Source organism: Candidatus Rickettsiella viridis (assembly GCF_003966755.1).
Classification (GTDB): Bacteria; Pseudomonadota; Gammaproteobacteria; order Diplorickettsiales; family Diplorickettsiaceae; genus Rickettsiella_B; species Rickettsiella_B viridis.
The window spans coordinates 373,622-393,231 of sequence record NZ_AP018005.1; the positions used below are offsets into that span (position 1 = coordinate 373,622).

8 protein-coding genes, 1 tRNA gene and 2 pseudogenes are annotated in these 19,610 nt (G+C 42.0%); 6 read left to right on the forward strand and 5 right to left on the reverse strand.

The window, feature by feature from the left end; genetic code table 11:
* Window positions 1-26: 26 nt before the first annotated feature.
* The 5 genes from DMP02_RS01770 to DMP02_RS01790 all read left to right on the forward strand — a co-directional run bounded on the left by DMP02_RS01770 (window position 27) and on the right by DMP02_RS01790 (window position 12,004).
* Entirely contained in the window at window positions 27-740 is a 714-nt protein-coding gene (locus DMP02_RS01770; protein ID WP_126322386.1) for a fimbrial biogenesis chaperone, read from the forward strand.
* Window positions 703-3,144: a fimbria/pilus outer membrane usher protein gene (locus tag DMP02_RS01775; RefSeq protein WP_126322387.1), complete on the forward strand. Its 2,442-nt coding sequence runs from the start codon at window positions 703-705 to the stop codon at window positions 3,142-3,144. Before DMP02_RS01770 ends, DMP02_RS01775 begins: the two co-directional genes overlap by 38 nt.
* Window positions 3,135-3,641 (forward strand): Csu type fimbrial protein, encoded by a 507-nt coding sequence (locus DMP02_RS01780; protein WP_126322388.1) that lies wholly within the window; start codon window positions 3,135-3,137, stop codon window positions 3,639-3,641. The genes DMP02_RS01775 and DMP02_RS01780 overlap by 10 nt, the downstream gene beginning before the upstream one ends.
* Before the next feature lie 164 nt (window positions 3,642-3,805).
* Entirely contained in the window at window positions 3,806-4,300 is a 495-nt protein-coding gene (locus DMP02_RS01785; RefSeq protein ID WP_126322389.1) for a Csu type fimbrial protein, read from the forward strand.
* A gap of 366 nt (window positions 4,301-4,666) precedes the next feature.
* A complete protein-coding gene (locus DMP02_RS01790) occupies window positions 4,667-12,004 on the forward strand; it encodes a YDG domain-containing protein (protein ID WP_172593957.1) in 7,338 nt (2,445 codons plus the stop codon).
* Between the two features lie 76 nt (window positions 12,005-12,080).
* On the opposite strand, the gene DMP02_RS07535 is transcribed toward DMP02_RS01790, so the two are convergent.
* The 4 genes and pseudogenes from DMP02_RS07535 to rpoD all read right to left on the reverse strand — a co-directional run bounded on the left by DMP02_RS07535 (window position 12,081) and on the right by rpoD (window position 16,692).
* Window positions 12,081-12,380 carry a transposase gene (locus tag DMP02_RS07535; protein ID WP_126322391.1) on the reverse strand — a complete coding sequence of 100 codons (300 nt, stop codon included), beginning with the start codon at window positions 12,378-12,380 and terminating at the stop codon, window positions 12,081-12,083.
* A 254-nt stretch (window positions 12,381-12,634) separates the two neighbouring features.
* A pseudogene (locus DMP02_RS07320) lies at window positions 12,635-14,350 on the reverse strand (ShlB/FhaC/HecB family hemolysin secretion/activation protein).
* 26 nt (window positions 14,351-14,376) lie between these two features.
* A tRNA-Ile gene (locus DMP02_RS01810) sits at window positions 14,377-14,453 on the reverse strand.
* Between the two features lie 223 nt (window positions 14,454-14,676).
* On the reverse strand, window positions 14,677-16,692 hold the full coding sequence (rpoD, locus tag DMP02_RS01815; RefSeq protein ID WP_126322394.1) for an RNA polymerase sigma factor RpoD: 2,016 nt from the start codon (window positions 16,690-16,692) through the stop codon (window positions 14,677-14,679).
* A 104-nt stretch (window positions 16,693-16,796) separates the two neighbouring features.
* On the opposite strand from rpoD, the gene folP reads away from it, so the two are divergent.
* Entirely contained in the window at window positions 16,797-18,128 is a 1,332-nt protein-coding gene (gene folP / locus DMP02_RS01820; RefSeq protein WP_126322395.1) for a dihydropteroate synthase, read from the forward strand.
* Here folP and gcvPB read toward each other — a convergent pair.
* Window positions 18,125-19,609 (reverse strand): annotated as a pseudogene (gene gcvPB / locus DMP02_RS01825) (aminomethyl-transferring glycine dehydrogenase subunit GcvPB). The gene folP and the pseudogene gcvPB sit on opposite strands and share 4 nt — an antisense overlap.
* Window position 19,610: the final 1 nt, after the last annotated feature.

Consider the following 19,610-nt stretch of genomic DNA (forward strand, 5'->3'; position numbering starts at 1 on the left):
ATACGCAATAATAAGGCTATTTAAGCATGGATGTAGGGTACCGGTTGGGTTTACTGTTGTTGGGGTTTTTATTAACCTCACCTGTTTTCGCGAATGTTTATGGTGTCACACCCGTACAGCTTTTCTTATCTTCAAAACAAATGATCGGTGTTGTCAGCGTTACTAATGAGAGTGAGGAAAGTGGTTTATTACAATTAAGCTTAGTTGATTGGAAGCAAAATCAAGGTAAGGATATCTATAAAAAATCCCATGATATTTTAATGACTCCACCTTTGTTTAAGCTGCCTCCACATAAAACACAAGTGATTCGTTTTGCCTTAAAACATCCGGTTTTTAATGCCTCACAACAGACTTATCGCTTACATATTAAAGAGCTAGAACAACCTAGACAGAAGAAATTAGGCCAAACACTTTATTTTCTGATGGATATTTCCTTGCCATTGTTTGTGCAGCCCCAGCATGTTCTCGAACAATTTGTGTGGTCGACACAACGTTTAAATCCAAAGCACATCAAATTGAAATTATACAACGATGGCAATGTCACTTTGTTTGTCAAGGAATGGCAGTTATTGTCTAAAGAACCGCAAGCCGTTATGCCTCAAAAAAAATCAACTTTCGCCTATGTTTTACCTCACCAGTCACATAGCTGGATAGTAGCGGTTAATTCCAATACTAAATATACGGATATTAAGTCAAATATTAATGGACAAAGCAAAAAATCGGTTCTACATCGACTTTAAATATTCATTAGTTGCTTGCTTTATTGTTTTTTGTTTATTAAATAGCATTGTTACCGAAGCCAAGCAGGAAACGGGATTTTTAGAGAAACCACCAACAACGGAAAAAGAGAAATTTTACTTAATTCCTTTGTTGCTTGAAATAAAACTAAATGAATCTTTATTGCCAGATGTGACACAGGCTTATAAAGACCGCTTAGGCCATGTTTGGATTGATAGAAGTGCGTTTTGTCGCTGGCACATGCATTTACCCCACCATAGACCTTTTTTATATGAAGGACAGAAGCTTTATCAACTAAATTGGTATCCAGGATTAACATACCAGCTCGATCAGTATGCCATGCAGTTATCATTACAGGTACCCGCCTCATTATTTACCGCCCAAACCTTTGATCCGCTCAGTAAACGCTTAGGTGCGCTACGCCCTAAAGAGCCCGGTGCTTTCTTAAATTATGATATGGTTGGTTTGAAAAATAATAGTCCAGAGATTAATCAAACGAATCTTTCCGCATTAATGGGCTTGGGTTTATTTAACCGTTTAGGAGTGGGAACAGCCGATGTATTAGCCTATAACAAATATGCTAACGACATCACTCTTTTGACGAGTCAATCCAATAAGCTGGTACGTTTAAATACGACTTGGACATTAGATGAGCCAGAAAAAATAGCGAGTTGGCGGTTCGGAGATGCGATAACCGGATCCACCTATTGGAGTGGGGCAGTGCGTTTTGCAGGTATTCAATACGCTACTAATTTTAATACACAGCCCAATTTAGTGACATTTCCTTTGCCTGGTTATGAAGGCGAAGCAGCTATACCTAGCACGGTGGATGTCTTTGTTAATAGTGTTTTGAATCAACAACAAATCGTTAATAACGGACCTTATATTTTTAACAATATACCGGTTATTTCTGGAGCAGGTACGGTAAACATTGTGACCCAAGATCTTTTGGGTCGTAGCCAAGTAGTTAGTTTCCCTTATTATGCTAGCCCTTTATTGTTAAAACCTAATTTAGTTAACTTCTCTTATGAAGCAGGTTTTGCACGGGATAATTACGGCGTTGATAGTAATGATTACGGACGTTTTTTAGGCGTAGCAACTTATCAACGGGGTATTACTGATCATCTGACTTTAGGTGGTCACGCCGAAGTGTTATTTGATCAACAAACACTCGGTTTTTCAGCGGATTATTTATTAAATCAATATGGGGTAGCATCGTTAGCAGTTTCAGGGGGACATAATTCTTTAGGTGAGGGAGGATTATTAGCTTTAGGTTTTGTGCATCAAGGGGCACAATTTAGTTATGATTTTAACACCAGCTTAACCACTTTAAATTATTTACAGCTAGGTGACCAACCCAATACATCGCCGCCTAGTGTGATTAATCAATTATTTTTTGGTTATAGTTTGACAGACTATGGATCGCTGAGTACCAGCTATACCATGATTAATAGTCGAAATTTTAATACTGCGAATGGATTTTCTAATACACCGACAGCGCGTTTAGTAACAGCCAGCTATAGTCATAACTTATTTAAAAATATTTCATTGACGGTTGGTTTTGTGGGTGATTTACGTAATTCACAAACTAATCAGGCTTTTATTACGCTGGTTTTTGCACCTGATATTAATCATGCAATTAGTAATTCTAGTAATTGGCAAAATCATCAATTTCAAGATGTCTTGCAGTTTAGCAAACCCGTACCTTTGGGTACAGGTTATGGTTATAACTTGTTTGCTAGTAATAATAGCAGTCGGTATGCAGGCGCGGATATTACCCTGCAAAATGAAGTAGGTGCCTACACAGCCCGTCTAGGACAAGGTCGCGGATTAGCTAGCTACGAATTAGATGCGAGTGGCAGTGTTATTTATTTTGCCGGTAATGGTTTCTTAGCGCGCAAATTAAAGAATAGTTTCGCATTAGTACAAGTGCCTGAATTCCCTGGCGTCGATGTATTTTATGAAAATCAACTCATGGGGCATACCGATAAATCGGGTAATTTATTAATAACACAGTTATTGACTTATCAGGAAAATAAAATAGCAATAGAGCCAACTACCTTACCTTTAGATACACAAATAGGCATGACAACCCAAACGGCAATCCCCTATTATTCGAGTGGTGTTTTAGTAAAATTTCCAGTCAAGCATATACAAGGTGTGGTGATGCACTTGTTAGCACCTAACGGTCAACCCGTACCTGTTGGTGCAGAGCTTGTACTAAACACAGACCATGCTTGTATGACTTACCCGGTAGGTTATGAGGGTGAAGTTTATATTCCTGATATTAGTGATTCCACACTGGTTGGTTCAGCGCATTGGGATCAACATGTCTACTATTTTTCGGTCAATCTACCTAAGACGGACGATCCGATTATTGAGTTGGGAGAAGTGCCATGTTACTAAAAAAAATTAATGGGGTAGGGTGGCGTTATTTTATTTGTGTGCTTGTTTATTGTTTTTATAGTCAAGCAGCTTATGCCGCCTGCTCAGGATTGGGTTGTTCTTGTTCAGTTGGAACGACGGGGGTGGCTTTTGGTACTTATAATCCAACCTTAGGAACAGCCGATACAGCAAATGGTAACGTAGCGGTAACCTGTTCGGCATTAGTTCTATTTACGGCATCGTATGTTATTAGCTTGGGTAAAGGCGCAAGCGCTACCTATTCACCTCGTTTTATGAATTTGTTGGGCGTGCACTTAAATTATAATTTATATACAACAGCGGGATTTACTTCCATTTGGGGTGATGCTACCGGAGGATCGGTCACTGTCAGCGACTCTTATACAGCTATTGCATTATCGCAGACAAGAAATTATACAGTCTTTGGCCGAATTCCTGCTTTACAGACTGTTGGTGCAGGAACCTATATCGACAGTGTCACTGTTACCGTTACTTATTAAATTGCTATAAAATCCTATCGATAAAACCTGACTGGATAATAAGGCATCCATCTATTAGGCTTAAGATAGGAAGCGGCAACGCAGATAAAAATTCAAGTTGAAGCGTATAAAAGGGATTAATTTCTTGCCAGGATGTTTATCCATTGGACAGAAGGGGGTTAATCGTGGGTTTTTTCTTTAAGTGGATTGCTTTATTATTTTTTTTATTGCTCAGTATCAGTCCAGCGTTTGCAGTAATAAATACATCATCGATGATGATCGGTGTAGATGTAGTTAGCGATTGTACTATTAGTGCGACGCCGTTGATTTTTGGTTTGTATAATCCGAATGCGTGCACGTCTACCGAATCAACCGCACGTCTGAGAGTGCTTTGTACTTTAAATACACCTTATCATGTAGCCCTTGATCAGGGTGCCGGGAGTGCGGCGACAACAAGATTACGTAGCATGTCAGGACCAGAGAATTCATCGATTCGATATACCTTATCGCAAAATCCAACGCATACGATTAATTGGGGTAATATTATTGGTGTAGATACCAAGCTCAGAATAGGAAATGGGTTACAACAAATTCTGGTGGTGTATGGACAAATACCGCCTAAACAAAATGTGGGTATCGGTTCATATAGGGATATTGTAAACGTGAATATTATTTTCTAGATAGAATTTATTTTTCTTAGTTAATCGCCGCCATGAGGTTATTATTTGCGAATGGCTGTATATAGATATAATATAGACCTAATGGGTTGCCTAATAATTTCAAATCAAGTTATTTTCCCATTATTCTCTTAAAAATCCAAAAATATAGCGGATAGACAATACGGTTTATCTAGGAATGGTACAAGATTTTCTTTGTCTGCCGATCGTTAATGTTGCTAACGCCATCATTAGGCCATATTTATGCATTTTATCTGTTGTGTCGCCAGGGATAGTGTCGCCAAAATGTGGGTAATCATATCTAAAACTATACGAACCACGCGCGTGTTTCTCAAACAGCTAATCCTATTATTTATTCTTAGCAACGCTATGATGAATGCCCAATCCGCTCCCATCGGTGCTCAGGTGACCGCAGGGACTGGAAGTATTAGCCAGTCTGGCAATACCACCACCATTAATCAGCAGAGCCAGAATTTGTCGTTGAATTGGAATCAATTCGATATTGCGCCAAAAGAAACAGTTAACTTTGCTCAGCCGGGCCGTAATGCTATTGCTGTAAATCGGGTGTTAGGTAGCAATCAAGCAAGCCAGATCCAAGGTCATTTGAATGCCAATGGACAGGTGTGGCTGATTAATCCGAATGGGGTGGTATTCGGGAAAAATTCAACCGTGAATGTCGGGGGATTGCTGGCTTCAACCCTAGATATAGCGGATAGCGAACTCAATAAATCTCAGCGCCAATTCAGTGGTTCTGGCACTGGCAGCATAATCAATAAAGGTAATATCCAGGCAGCAAAGGGAGGTTATGTAGCGATGATTGCTAATATAGTCAGCAATCAAGGCCGTATTACTACCCCTCAAGGAACAACGGCGTTGGCAGCAGGTAGTCAGGTCACGGTGACGTTTGCAGAAAATCAGCTGACGGGAATTCGAATAGACAAAAGTACCTTGAATAACCTAGTAGAAAATAAGCAAATTATTCGGGCCAATGGTGGTACGGTTATTATGACAGCAGGCGCGCATGACAGCCTGTTAAGCAGTGCCGTGAACAACGGTGGGATAGTAGAAGCTCAGACAGTAAGTAAGCATAAAGGCGAAATTATCCTGCTAGGTGGAATGGATGCAGGAACCACGACAGTCAGTGGAACGCTGGATGCTACTGCACCACATAGCGGCAAAGGAGGAAGTATAGAAACTTCAGCAGCCCACGTGAAGATTGCTCCTGAGGTCAAAATTACCACTCAATCCAGTGAGGGTGCGGCCGGTACTTGGACGATTGATCCGCAGGACTATACTATTGCGGCCAGTGGCGGCGACATTACCGGCTCCCAAGTTAGTGCTTTGCTGGCCAGCAACAATATCATTATATCTTCTGCCCAGGGACAGACGGCAGGAACAGGAAACCTAAACGTTAACAATGCTATTACCTGGAGTAACACCAATTCTCTGACGCTGAATGCCGTTCGAAATGTTAACTTTAACAGTGGTGGTACGATAACCAATACGGCAGGCGGAACGCTGAATGTTCGTGCAGATTCAGGTGCTACCGGTACAGGTACTATCGTTATGGGAGGAGGAAGTATCAACATTAGTGGTGCGGGCGGTGCCATTAACTTCTACTATAACCCTGCTACGTTTGGGACCCCATCGACGTTTACAAACGTGACTGCCGGAGCAGGAACCACTTTTACACCTTATATGCTGATTAATACCCCTGCTAATCTAGCTGCAATTGCAACGGCACCCAATAATACCCGAAATTATGCATTGGGAACGAATCTTAATTTGAGCTCGATAGCGAACTTCACTCCCATTACTTTCAGCGGTAAGTTTGATGGTTTGAATAATACGATTAGCAATTTGACTATTACGGGAAGTAACATCAGTGTCGGTTTATTCAATACGCTTAGTGCGGCGGCGATCGTTAAGAATTTGACTTTAAGTAATGTCAACGTTTCAGGACAAGCCTATGTGGGTTCCCTAGCTGGAACTAACAATGGTACTGTCAGCAATATCACGGTTTCTGGAAGTGTTAAAGGAAATGCTGCCTTCGTCGGTGGTGTATTTGGTATTGCCTTGCCAGGTTCCTCAGGAAATTGTATTACTAGTAGTGTCAATGTATCTGCCACAGGCATTAATGATATAAGTGACTATGTTGGGGGATTTTCTGGATCTATTACGGGTGGGACTTATACCAACAATACCGTGACAGGTTCCGTGACAACAGGTGCCCATAATCGTTATATCGGTGGTTTTGCTGGTTATAATAATGCCACAATCAAAAATTCCTCATACACGGGTACCATGATTACGCCCTATGATGGTATTCTCGGTGGTTTTATTGGTTTTACTGATCCTGCCTCAGTTGTTCAAGGGGTTTACTCAACAGCGACTCTTAATGCTGGGGATTACGGTTATGACAGTAATGGTGGTTTAATCGGGGTTAATAACGGTACTATTGATAGCTCTTATGCGACCGGTAATCTCACTTTTGGGCAAAGCTGGAATGTTGGTGGGCTGGTTGGTCTCAATGCTAATAATATCAGCAACTCTTATGCAACAGGTAACGTCAGCATTACGCCAGGACCTGTTCCGGTAGGGAATGGGCTCCAGACATTTATTCAGAATTATGGGGGATTGGTAGGGCAAAACATTGGTGGTGCATTGAGTAATGTCTATGCAACAGGTAATTTAATCGCAACAGGTACGGTGGCTAATTCTGGAACTCGTTCTGTAGGTGGTTTAGTAGGTTATATGCCAGGCGGTTCTATTAGTCGGGCCTATGCCACCGGTAAGGTAACGGCTGTAGCTTCAAGCAATGCGTTTGGTGGTTTACTCGGATATTATGCGGCAGGGGCAATTACAAATGTGTATGCTTCAGGCAACGTTTCGGTTACCGCAGTTCCGGGGGTAGCGATTCCTCCTTCTGCTATTGGTGGATTAATTGGATTCCTTGGAAGCGGGACTCTAAGCAATGGTTACTCAATTGGTAGCGTGAATGGTTCAGTGGGAGCAACTAATATTGGTGGGCTAATAGGTCAATTTAGTGGTGCTGTCACGGGTAGATCATTTTGGGATACGATAACTAGCGGACGGGCTACTTCCGCAGGCGGTGCTAATGTTGTAGGGATGACTACTGCTAATATGCAGACCCAGGCTAATTTCACCTCGGCTACTGCCGCCAATGGTAATGTTAATCCAAACTGGAATTTTAGTAGTGTCTGGGCGATGGGTACCGGCAGTTATTTATACCCGGTTTTCAGCCCACCCAATGCACCAGTGGTAACACCAGGGGCCAATTGCCCTCCAGGAACAGTATCTTATTATCCTCTAACCCTACCTAACCTAAGTGCCAGCAATAAAGTGTATGATGGCACTACGCTGGCTACGGTAACAGGAACCTTGTCAGGGATCCTTCCAGGAGATACTGTTTCTGTCTCCTCACTGAGCGGCACCTTCAACAATAAAAATGTGGGAACTTCAAAGCCAGTGACCGTCACCCAGCCGGGCTTGTCTGGTGCTAATGCCAGTAAATATCTGCTAGTACAGGTTTCTTTGAATAATATCACAGCGAATATAACCCCGCGTCCGCTTACCCTAACGGCGACAGCGCAGAGCAAGGTATATAATGGAACCACCGCTACAACGACCACCACATTAACGCCGATGGGTGTTATTACGGGCGATATAGTGAGTTTCAGCCCTACGGGCACCACCGCTACGTTTGACACGAAGAATGTGGGTAATAATAAAGCGGTGACGGTGAGTAATATTGTGGGTAGCGGTGCAGACATAAATAATTATTCTTATTTACCTATTACCACTACAACTGCCAATATTACGAAACTTGCGCTGACATTAAACGCGGCGGCGAATAACAAGGTTTATAATGGAACAACTACCGCAACGATAAGCACATTGACGCCGGTGGGTGTTATCACGGGTGATATAGTGAGTTTTAGCCCTACGGGAACCACCGCTACGTTTGACACAAAGAATGTGGGTAATAATAAACCGGTGACGGTAAGTAATATTGTGGGTAGTGGTGCGGACATAAATAATTATTCTTATCAACCTACTGTTATGACAGCAGCGGATATTACGCCCCTTCCAATTACATTGAATGCAGTGGCCAATAATAAAGTTTATGATGGAACAATTACTGCAACGATAAGCACATTAACGCCGGTGGGTGTTATCACGGGCGATATGGTGATTTTTAGCCCTACGGGAGTCACCGCTAAGTTTGACACGAAGGATGTAGGTAATGGTAAATCGGTGATGGTGAGCAATATTGTGGGTAGCGGTGCAGATATAAATAATTATTCTTATTTACCTACTACCACTACAACCGCCGATATTACGAAACGTGCACTTACATTGAGTGCGGCAGCTGATAGCAAGGTTTACGATGGAACGACTACCACAACGGTAACAGCATTAACGCCGGTGAATGCTATCTCAGGGGATACGATTAATTTTAATCCGGCTACAGCGACTGCTACGTTTGATACGAAGAATGTAGGTAATAATAAAGTGGTGACGGTGAGCAACATTATTGCCAGTGGTGCGGATGCTGGAAACTATTCCTTTGCGTCGACAACCACCACGCAGGCGAATATTACGCAACGTGCGCTGACATTGAACGTGGTGGCCAATAATAAGGTGTATGATGGAACGACTACTGCAACAATAAGTACATTAACGCCAGTAGGTGTTGTCACGGGCGATATGGTCAATTTCAGTCCTACGGGAACCACCGCTACGTTTGATACGAAGAATGTAGGTAATAATAAAGCGGTGACGGTGAGTAACATTACTGCAAGCGGTGCAGATGCTGGAAACTATTCCTTTGCGTCGACAACCACCACGCAGGCGGATATTACGCAACGTGCGCTGACATTGGACGCGGTGGTCAATAGTAAGGTTTATGATGGAACGACTACCGCAATGATAAACACATTAACCCCGGCGGGTGTTATTACGGGCGATATAGTGAGTTTCAACCCTACAGGAACCACTGCTACGTTTGATACAAAGAATGTGGGTAATAATAAACCGGTGACGGTGAGTAACATTACTGCAAGCGGTGCAGATGCTGGAAACTATTCCTTTCCGTCGACAATCAATACGCAAGGGAATATTACGCAACGTGCACTTAGCTTGAGCGCGGTGGTGGATAACAAGGTTTATGATGGGACGACTACCGCAATCTTAGTCTCCATAACGCCCGATAATTTGATATCAGGGGATACGGTTAATTTCAATCCTGCTGCAGCGACCGCTACATTTAACACGAAAAATGTGGGTAGGGATAAACCTGTGACGGTGAGCAATATTATAGGCAGCGGTGTGGACATAAATAATTATTCTTATATGTCTAGTATTACGACAACCGCAAACATTACGCAACGTGCACTTACATTGAGCGCGGTGGCGGATAACAAGGTTTATGATGGAACGACTACCGCAATCATAAACGCTATAACGCCCAATGATGTTATAACGGGTGATACAGTTAATTTCAGTCCTATTGGCACGATCGCTACATTTGACACGAAAAATGTAGGTAATAATAAAGCGGTGACGGTGAGTAACATTACTGCAAGCGGTGCAGATGCTGGAAACTATTCCTTTCCGTCGACAGCCACCGCGCAGGCGGATATTACGCAACGTGCGCTGACATTGAACGCGGTGGCCAATGACAAGGTTTATAATGGAACGACTACCGCAATCTTAGCGGCCATAACGCCCAATAATGTGATATCAGGTGATGTAATTAATTTCAATCCGGCTACAGCGACTGCTACGTTTGATACGAAGAATGTAGGTAATAATAAAGCGGTGACGGTGAGCAACATTACCGCAAGTGGTGCAGATGCTGGAAACTATTCCTTTCCGTCGACAACCACCGCGCAGGCGGATATTACGCAACGTGCGCTGACATTGAACGCGGTGGCCAATAATAAGGTGTATGATGGAACCACTACCGCAACGATAAGCACATTATCGCCTATAGGTGTTGTTACGGGTGATATAGTGAATTTCAACCCTACGGGAACCACCGCTACGTTTGATACGAAAAATGTAGGTAATAATAAAGCGGTGACGGTGAGTAACATTACTGCAAGCGGTGCAGATGCTGGAAACTATTCCTTTGCGTCGACAACCACCACGCAGGCGGATATTACGCAACGTGCGCTGACATTGAACGTGGTGGCCAATGACAAGGTTTATAATGGGACGACTACCGCAATCTTAGCGGCCATAACGCCCAATAATGTGATATCGGGTGATGTAATTAATTTCAATCCGGCTACAGCGACTGCTACGTTTGATACGAAGAATGTAGGTAATAATAAAGCGGTGACGGTGAGCAACATTACCGCAAGCGGTGCAGATGCTGGAAACTATTCCTTTCCGTCGACAACCACCACACAGGCGGATATTACGCAACGTGCGCTGACATTGAACGTGGTGGCCAATAATAAGGTGTATGATGGAACGACTACCGCAACAATAAGTACATTAACACCAGTAGGTGTTGTCACGGGTGATATGGTCAATTTCAGTCCTACGGGAACCACCGCTACGTTTGATACGAAGAATGTGGGTAATGGTAAACCAGTGACGGTAAGCAATATTGTAGGTAGCGGTACAGATATAAATAATTATTCTTATCTGTCCACAAACAATACAACGGCTAATATTACGAAACTTCCGCTTACATTGAACGCCGTGGTTGATAATAAGGTTTACAATGGAACGACTACTGCCACAGTAAGCGCATTAATCCCAAGTAATGATGTTATCATGGGCGATGTGATTAATTTTAGTCCTATTGGAACGACGGCTTTATTTAACAATAAAAATGCAGGTTTCAATAAACCAGTAACGGTGAGTAACATTACTGCAAGCGGTGCGGATGCTGGAAACTATTCTTATCCGTCTACAATTAGCACTATCGCAAATATTAATAAACGAAGTATCGATGTAACCGCCGTGGCTAACAATAAGCAATATGATAAAAATGCGACAGCTACAGCGAGTATTAGCAGCAATGACATATTATCCGGTGATAATGTTACTTATAGCTATACCAGTGCCACCTTTGAGAGTGATGATGTGGGGAATGGGAAGCGGGTTGACGTTAACAATATTCAGGTTTCTGGTCCAAATGGAGGAAACTACGTGGTTAACAACCCGAATGTTTACAGCTTTGCTGATATTACTCAACGTCCATTTTCAGTGAAAGTTATAGGTTTCAGCAAACGGTACGACGGTACAACGGTGGCCACTGTACAATTGACTAGCACTAGCGCTGAACCCGGTGACGCCATAGGGATTAGCTATTCACAGGCGGTATTTGTAAACCCAGGCCCTGGTCGAAATATTCCAATCGCAATTGAGAACGTTAACATAGGTGGATCTGAGTCAACCAATTATACAATGTTGGGTGGATCCACGCTTTATACCACCGCTGATATTTACCCTCTTTTTCCACCACCTGAGCCTGAACCTGAACTTATGATTCAACCCTATCTTAATGCGCAACGAAACGTTGCGGCAGTGTTAGATAAACCGTTAACGGGATATTTGTATCGATCCTATGACAAACCTCTTACTGGCAATTTATTTAGAACATATGAAGGTCTGAATCTCTCCGTGATGCGGAATGCTATCAATGTACCAGTCAGCCAGAGGTAATATTTATATAAATAGAGATTAGCAATTAATATAAAGTGCAGCAAATTAAGTGAAGTTATATTTTATAGCCTTTACCCTATAGATTCAGACGAATATAAGAGAGCCAATTCGGTAACGCTGTCGATTTTCTCTTTGATCGAGCTGTGGTCTTATTTTTAATGGGGAACCATAGATGTTCAATGGAATTAAGATCGGGTGAGTAAGGTGCTAAGAAGATTAATTCGCATGCTTTTAAATGAACTAAGGCCTTTGCTCTTACTGATTTATGAAAAGCTGCATTATATGCAATAATAGTGTTCCCTAGAGATATTTTGGGTAACGAACACTGTTCAAGATAGGTTTCAAAAAGAAGGGAATCACAATAGCCATCAAACATAATCTTTAATTTTATGGTTATGCCTATTTTGATAGTCCGCCTTTGTTTTCACGTTTCCACTGGATTCTTTGAGTGTTAGGCAATCATAAGTAGTCGAAAGGTCCTGAACCATGAGTTTCATAGTGCTTCACAACCCCCGTACGTAAATCATAACTATATGGCGATGGCATAGCTTTCCTTTTTATTTTTTCCACACTCTACAAAATACAATACTTTTTTGTATAATGTATCTACCTTTATAGTAAAGGTGATAGTTAAAAACTTTTTCCAAACTGGACCCATATTTGATTATTATTCACTAAGGGTATTATATTAGGCGGCGGTGTTGGGCCAATGCGGTGAGCAAAACGAGCATGTAATCCCCAACCTTTCCAGCTTATATCAAGCCCCACACCCGTACTGTAAAGATTAAATAAATTAGGTTCATTTATAAAATTATCTTTATAAAGCTGTATACGACCCGCATCAATAAAGATCATGGGTCTCCAGATACCAGGAATATCCATATCCAGTATGTGTCGAAGCTCGGCGGTTGCGGTGTAGCCTTGTGCGCCACTGATTGCACCCACGTCATAAGCACGAACGACAAATGGACCACCTAATGTAAATTGTTCTGATGAATCGAGATTTTTACTCGCCCACTGACCATCAGCATCCAAAAACAGAGAAGTGTTGCGAGTAAATTGTTGTTCTCGGGAAAGATGGATATTTAATTTAGTAAAACTACCAGCCGTTTTAGTAGTAAGTGAGTTGATTTCACTTTCCAGTGTACTATTATAAGTTATATTTCCCTGAGTAAGCGCTAAATAAGCATTCGTTATACCATGGACGTCACGAAATTCCGCTGTGTTTTCTAGTCTGGCGCTATTCGAGTGGCGTGCTCTATAGATATCAACTGTTTTCAGATCATCATGCAGATTTTTGTAAACATATCTAAGCGTACTACAGAGATTAACATTAACTTGCCGAATCCAATCATAAGAGAACCACAAATCACCAACATTTAGGCTGCCTTGTGCTTGTAATGGATCTAAGTTGTCTCTTAACCGATAAGTCATACCATAGTAGTTTGTTCCCATGTTAAACCCGGGATATAGAGGGAAATCGTAGTCAAAGTGACCCTACATGAGATCTCGGCCAGAGCTGACGCCTTCTATAACCATATGGTCGCCTTGACCCGTTGGATTATTAAATTGTAAAGAAGCATTATACCGTGTTCTCCCAGTATAGGGACTGCCATAGTTATCTATTCCTATAAATCCATTCATGAGGTCAGTCGGCTTAATGAAAACCTGTAAATCTGAACTACCCACCGTCTTACCAGGGCCCAGGGTGCTACTCGTCACAATACCAGGTAGATCATCAAGTAATAGTAAACTGCGATTTAGCTTGGATCCTTCTATGAAGTCGTTGGTTTTCAGAGCACTAAGCATCAGATTGGCTCGATAGGAAGAGAGTCGACTGGTATTTTTTATTCGAATAGTGCCGTAACGGGCTTCTAGAACGTTAAATTGAACGATACCGTTTTGGATATTTTGAGCTGGAATATAAGCGCGTGAAAATTGATAACCATGTTGCTGATAATAATGGGAAATACGGGCAGCAAGGGCATTGAGCTGGTTAAGGTTTAAAGTTTTGCCTTCTCCATCGGCTACTAAAGCATGTAGGGTGGGGGTATTAAATAAAGTATTTCCGCAAATTTTAATTTGTCGAACATATAAAGTCGCCTTATTGGTACTTAGTATGGGTTGAAGCGGCTCGATGTATAATCCAGTATTACTTGGGAAACTTTGTGTATGTTCACTCGGCGCTTGAGGTAAAAGTTGTGAACCTTGTGGTGCTCGAGGAATGTTAGCTGCTTGGACATAAGGCGCTATAAGAAGTCCACAACAAGCGGCAAGTTTAATAAGTATTAAGCTAAATTTAGAATGCTGTTTAGGGTGTGTTCCTTTCATAAATTTGATTGCCATCCTTAGTAATCAATCATCGATTTTACTGGTGGGCCCACTAGGACTTGAACCTAGGACCAACGGATTATGAGTCCGCTGCTCTAACCAACTGAGCTATGGGCCCTTACTACAATAACTTCGTTCGAATCTACACTGCTCCTTCCTGCGCTACGCAATCCTGCTCGCTTGGAAGCCGGCCCTACGCTTCCTGCTTCGGGCGTTCGCGGGGAAAAGCGTTGCTTTTTCTGATCCTGCTCACTTAACCAGGCGATGGGCTGTTAATAAAAAGGAGCCTAAATTGTAATCAATTTAAGTCCTTTTAGCAATTTGCTATTTAACTTTAATAATTACTGTTCTTGTGGAAGAAAACTACGTAAGGGTTCTGCACGTGTAGGGTGACGCAGTTTACGCAATGCTTTCGCTTCAATTTGTCGAATACGTTCGCGTGTTACGTCGAATTGTTTACCTACTTCTTCTAAAGTATGATCGGTGTTCATATCGATACCAAAACGCATACGTAATACTTTTGCTTCACGAGGGGTGAGTGTGGCAAGTACTTCATTTACATTTTCGCGCAGGCCTTCAATCGTTGCTGCGTCAATGGGTGATAGTGCCGTTGTATCTTCAATAAAGTCGCCTAAATGTGAATCGCCATCATCATCACCAATCGGTGTTTCCATGGAAATAGGTTCTTTAGCAATTTTAAGAATTTTACGGATCTTATCTTCAGGTAGTTCCATTTTTTTACTGAGTTCTTCTGGAGAAGGTTCTTTGCCCGTGGCCTGAAGTATTTGACGTGCAATACGATTGAGTTTATTGATGGTTTCAATCATATGTACCGGAATACGAATGGTACGCGCTTGATCAGCAATGGAACGTGTAATGGCTTGTCGTATCCACCAAGTGGCATAGGTTGAGAATTTATAACCGCGTCGGTATTCAAATTTATCAACTGCTTTCATTAAACCAATGTTACCTTCTTGTATTAAATCAAGAAATTGTAAGCCGCGATTAGTATATTTTTTTGCAATCGAAATAACTAAACGAAGATTAGCTTCAACCATTTCTTTTTTGGCACGTCGTGCTTTTGCTTCGCCTGCCGACATTTGACGATTGATCTCTTTGATTTCCCCGATCGACATGTCAACCGATTTTTCTAAATCTTTTAGTTTATCTTGCGCAGAAACAATCGACGGTTGTAATTTTTTTAATGCTGGGGCATAGCTTTGTTTAGAGAGAATATGTTTTTTAAGCCATTTCTCACTCGTTTCATTTTTTGGGAAAGAATCAATAAAAATTTGTCGAGGCATTTTAGCCCCATTAATACATAAGCGCATGATATTACGTTCTTGGGTTCGAATCTCTTCTAAGAGAGAACGCATTTTTCGAGTTAATTTATCGAGTTGGCGTGGAATAAGTTTAAATTTAGTAAAAGCATCAGAAACTAATAATGCTTGCTTTAAACTTTTTTTATCATGACGCCCATATTTTTTTTGAGCAGTTAAAAAGGCTTGATAAAGTGATTGTAATTCAGCAAAGCGCGCATGAGCGAGCTCTGGATCAGGCCCTCCATCGAGTTCACTAAATCCTTCATCGTCAGCGGTTGCAGTTTTGGATTTTGAATCGTCACTGTCATCGTCAGATTCGTTGTCTTCTTTTTTTATGGATGAAGCAAATTTACTTCCTCCTTTGCCACCCCTATCATCATCTTCTTCTTCACCCATTCCTTCATCGTCACTGATGGTTTCATCTTCTTTAGTCGCAATTTCCAATGGGATAGAGAGTTCCTCCAGATCAAGGAAGCCACTGATAATATCGTTTAAACGAATCTCTTGGCGTTCATAACGCGCGTAATCATCCAGCACATAGGCAATATTTTCTGGGTATTGTGCAAGTGCAACCAGGATAGCCTGAAGACCTTCTTCAATGCGTTTTGCAAGTTTGATTTCGCCTTCTCGGGTCAATAATTCAACCGTACCCATTTCACGCATATACATACGAACCGGATCGGTGGTACGGCCTAGTTCAGCGCCTATATTTCCTAAAGTAGAGGTATTATCTGAGCTGGATTCTTCATCAGAAAGATTGGTCGGTATTAGTTGGGTTTCTATATCGGGTGGAACTTCACAGACTGAAATGTTCAGTTCATTCAGCATGGAGATGATTTCTTCAAGCTGCGATTGATCATGTTCAGGTTCGGAAGCGCTGCTTCCAAGGTGATGGGTGCTATTTCCCCCCGCTTCACCGTCAGAGTCATTCTCTTCAACGAGACAGTCGTTTATCTCCGCATAGGTCACAAAGCCTAATTTTCTGCCATGGGCTATTAGTTTTCGTAAACGGGTTTGTTGTTGTTCGAAATCCATAACGCTGCTTGACCTCTTAGAGAAAGTAATGCTTTTATTATACCTTATCAGAGAAAGCTATAAACCTTTCACTAAAAAAAGGCAAGCCCATACCCCAAAAAAATATGTTGATACTCGGATTAGGTAGTAATTTAATCGATAGTGTAAATAATTTACGCCGTGCAGTACAGTTATTGCAAAAATCGCATGCGGTAACCGTGGTGAAAATTTCACCTGTTTATAGTTCATCGGCGCTCTTGCCAGCTTATGCGCCACTGGCCTGGGATAAGCCTTACTTAAACCTAGCACTTCGCTGTCAATCGTCTTTAACGCCCACCGAGCTCTTAGCCGCCGTTAAACAGGTTGAAAAGCAGTTAGGCCGCCAGGAAAGCCAGCGCTGGGCACCTCGGATTATCGATATTGATATTTTAGCTTGGGGGGATTATCAGACTAATCAAGCGATGTTGCAGATACCGCATCCTGAATTAGAAAAAAGACCTTTTGCTTTATGGCCTTTGCTTGATCTTCTTCCAGAATGGCAGCACCCACAACGCGACTTGTCGGATTTACTCGGGCGATGGGGTTCACGATTTTCAGGTCAAGCACCATTTAATACCAGACAATTGCCTCATCGTTTATTAGGGACTCAGTTAGTAGGAATTTTGAACGTTACACCGGATTCTTTTTCCGATGGAGGCCAATTTCTTGAGCTGCCTGAGGCGCTTGCCCAAGCGGAAAAATTGGTTTTAGAGGGTGCTGAGATCCTGGATATAGGCGCAGAATCGACCCGTCCTGGAGCAAAACCTGTTTCACCCGAAGATGAATGGTGTCGGCTTGCGCCTATTTTAAGTGTATTAAAGGATAGTTCAGTACGTTGGCCTATAAAACCGAAGTTAAGTATTGATACGCGCCATTATCAGGTTGCTGAAAAAGCCTTGGAATTAGGGATTGATTGGATTAACGACGTCAGTGGTTTTGCTGATAGTAGAATGGGTGAGCTGGCGGTAAAAAATGCGGTAAAGTGTGTGGTGATGCATAATTTAGGGGTTCCGGCCGATAAAAATAAGGTGTTGTCCTCTGACCCGAATATTTGTCAGCAAATTTTTGAATGGGCTAAACAGCGATTTAAACAGTTAATTGCAGCCGGTGTTGCACCCGAACAGCTTATTTTTGATATTGGTATTGGCTTTGGAAAAACAGCCCAGCAATCGGCATCTTTGTTAAAAAATATAAATTATTTTCGTGGTCTTGATTGTCAGTTATTAGTGGGGCATTCGCGGAAATCCTTTTTAAATTTAGTGACCGATAAGTTAGGTGTAGAAAGGGATATTGAAACAGCACTTTTATCTTATCAATTAGCTGCCCATCACGTTGATTATTTACGAGTACATAATGTTGAGCTCAATGCGAGGGCAGTCAATATGGCAGCACAATGGATGAAAGAATCAATTATTTAACCAATTATTTCCTCTAATGCATTGGTTTGCTTCCAAGTTAGATTTAATTCTTTTGCAGCTTTAACATCATCTAAGCGTTGTACCGGTAAATGATGTGGTGCATTCTGCAGCATAGCTGGATTTTCTTTTGCTTCACACAGTATTTTTTCCATCGCCGCAACAAACGCATCTAATTCTTGTTTTGATTCTGTTTCAGTCGGTTCAATCAACAAACATTCTGGAACGAGTAAAGGAAAATAAGTCGTTGGCGCATGAAAACCAAAGTCGAGTAAACGCTTGCCTATGTCCATGGCAGAGATATGGTATTCTTTCTGCAACTTTCTTAAGGTTAGAATAAATTCGTGGCTAGCGCGCCGTTGTGAAAACGCGGCAATATAACCAATGGTTTTAAGTCGAGTCAGTAAATAATTAGCATTTAGTGTGGCGAACTTTGAAACACGTGTTAATCCATTACAACCCAGTAAACGCGCATAGATATAAGCACGTAGCAGGATTCCAGCATTACCCATAAAAGTAGATAACCGACCGATGCTTTGTGGTCTATCGTTTAAATTTAACCAGCGATATTGTTTATTTTCATAAGCAACCGTAGGAATAGGTAAAAAGGGTAATAGCCGTTCTCCAACCGCAACCGGACCCGCACCCGGTCCGCCACCTCCATGGGGTGTGGCAAATGTTTTATGTAAATTCAGGTGCATCACATCAAATCCCATATCGCCAGGTCGGACTTTACCTAAAATGGCATTGAGATTGGCACCATCATAGTAAAGTAAGCCACCGGCCTCATGAATGGTTTTAGCAATTTCTTCAATTTGTCTTTCGAATATGCCTAAGGTGGAGGGATTGGTTAGCATAATTCCCGCTGTTTTAGGACCCACTGCCGCTTTTAATGCCGCTAAATCCACGTCGCCCGTTTCTTTGTTAGTCGGAATTTCACGTACGCTATAACCGCACATCACCGCAGAAGCGGGATTCGTACCGTGTGCGGCATCAGGAACAAGAAATTCGGTACGTTCTATATCAGCGCGCGATTCGTGATAGGCCTTAATCATGGCAACGCCTGCAAATTCACCTTGCGCGCCGGCCATTGGCGATAAAGAAACACCGCGCATACCGGTTACTTCTTTTAAAATTTCTTGAAACTCATACAAACAGTGTAGAGTGCCCTGACAATTTTCGGCGGGTGTTAAAGGGTGCTGGTTTAAAAACGCTGGTAAGGAGGCTAAGCGGTGTACGCCACGTGGATTATATTTCATGGTGCATCAACCCAATGGATAAAAATGGGTATCAATAGAAAAGTTTTTTTGCGATAAGCGCGTGAAATGACGTACGACTTGTAGTTCCGAAACTTGTGGCAGTAAGGGTTCTGTTTTGCGTAATAAACCTTCAGGAATAGATGAAAAAAAATCGCTGGCATTATCGTTGGCCGGGATTTGTGCTTTGGCAATACGACCCGATTGGCTAAGTTCAAAAATAAGCATA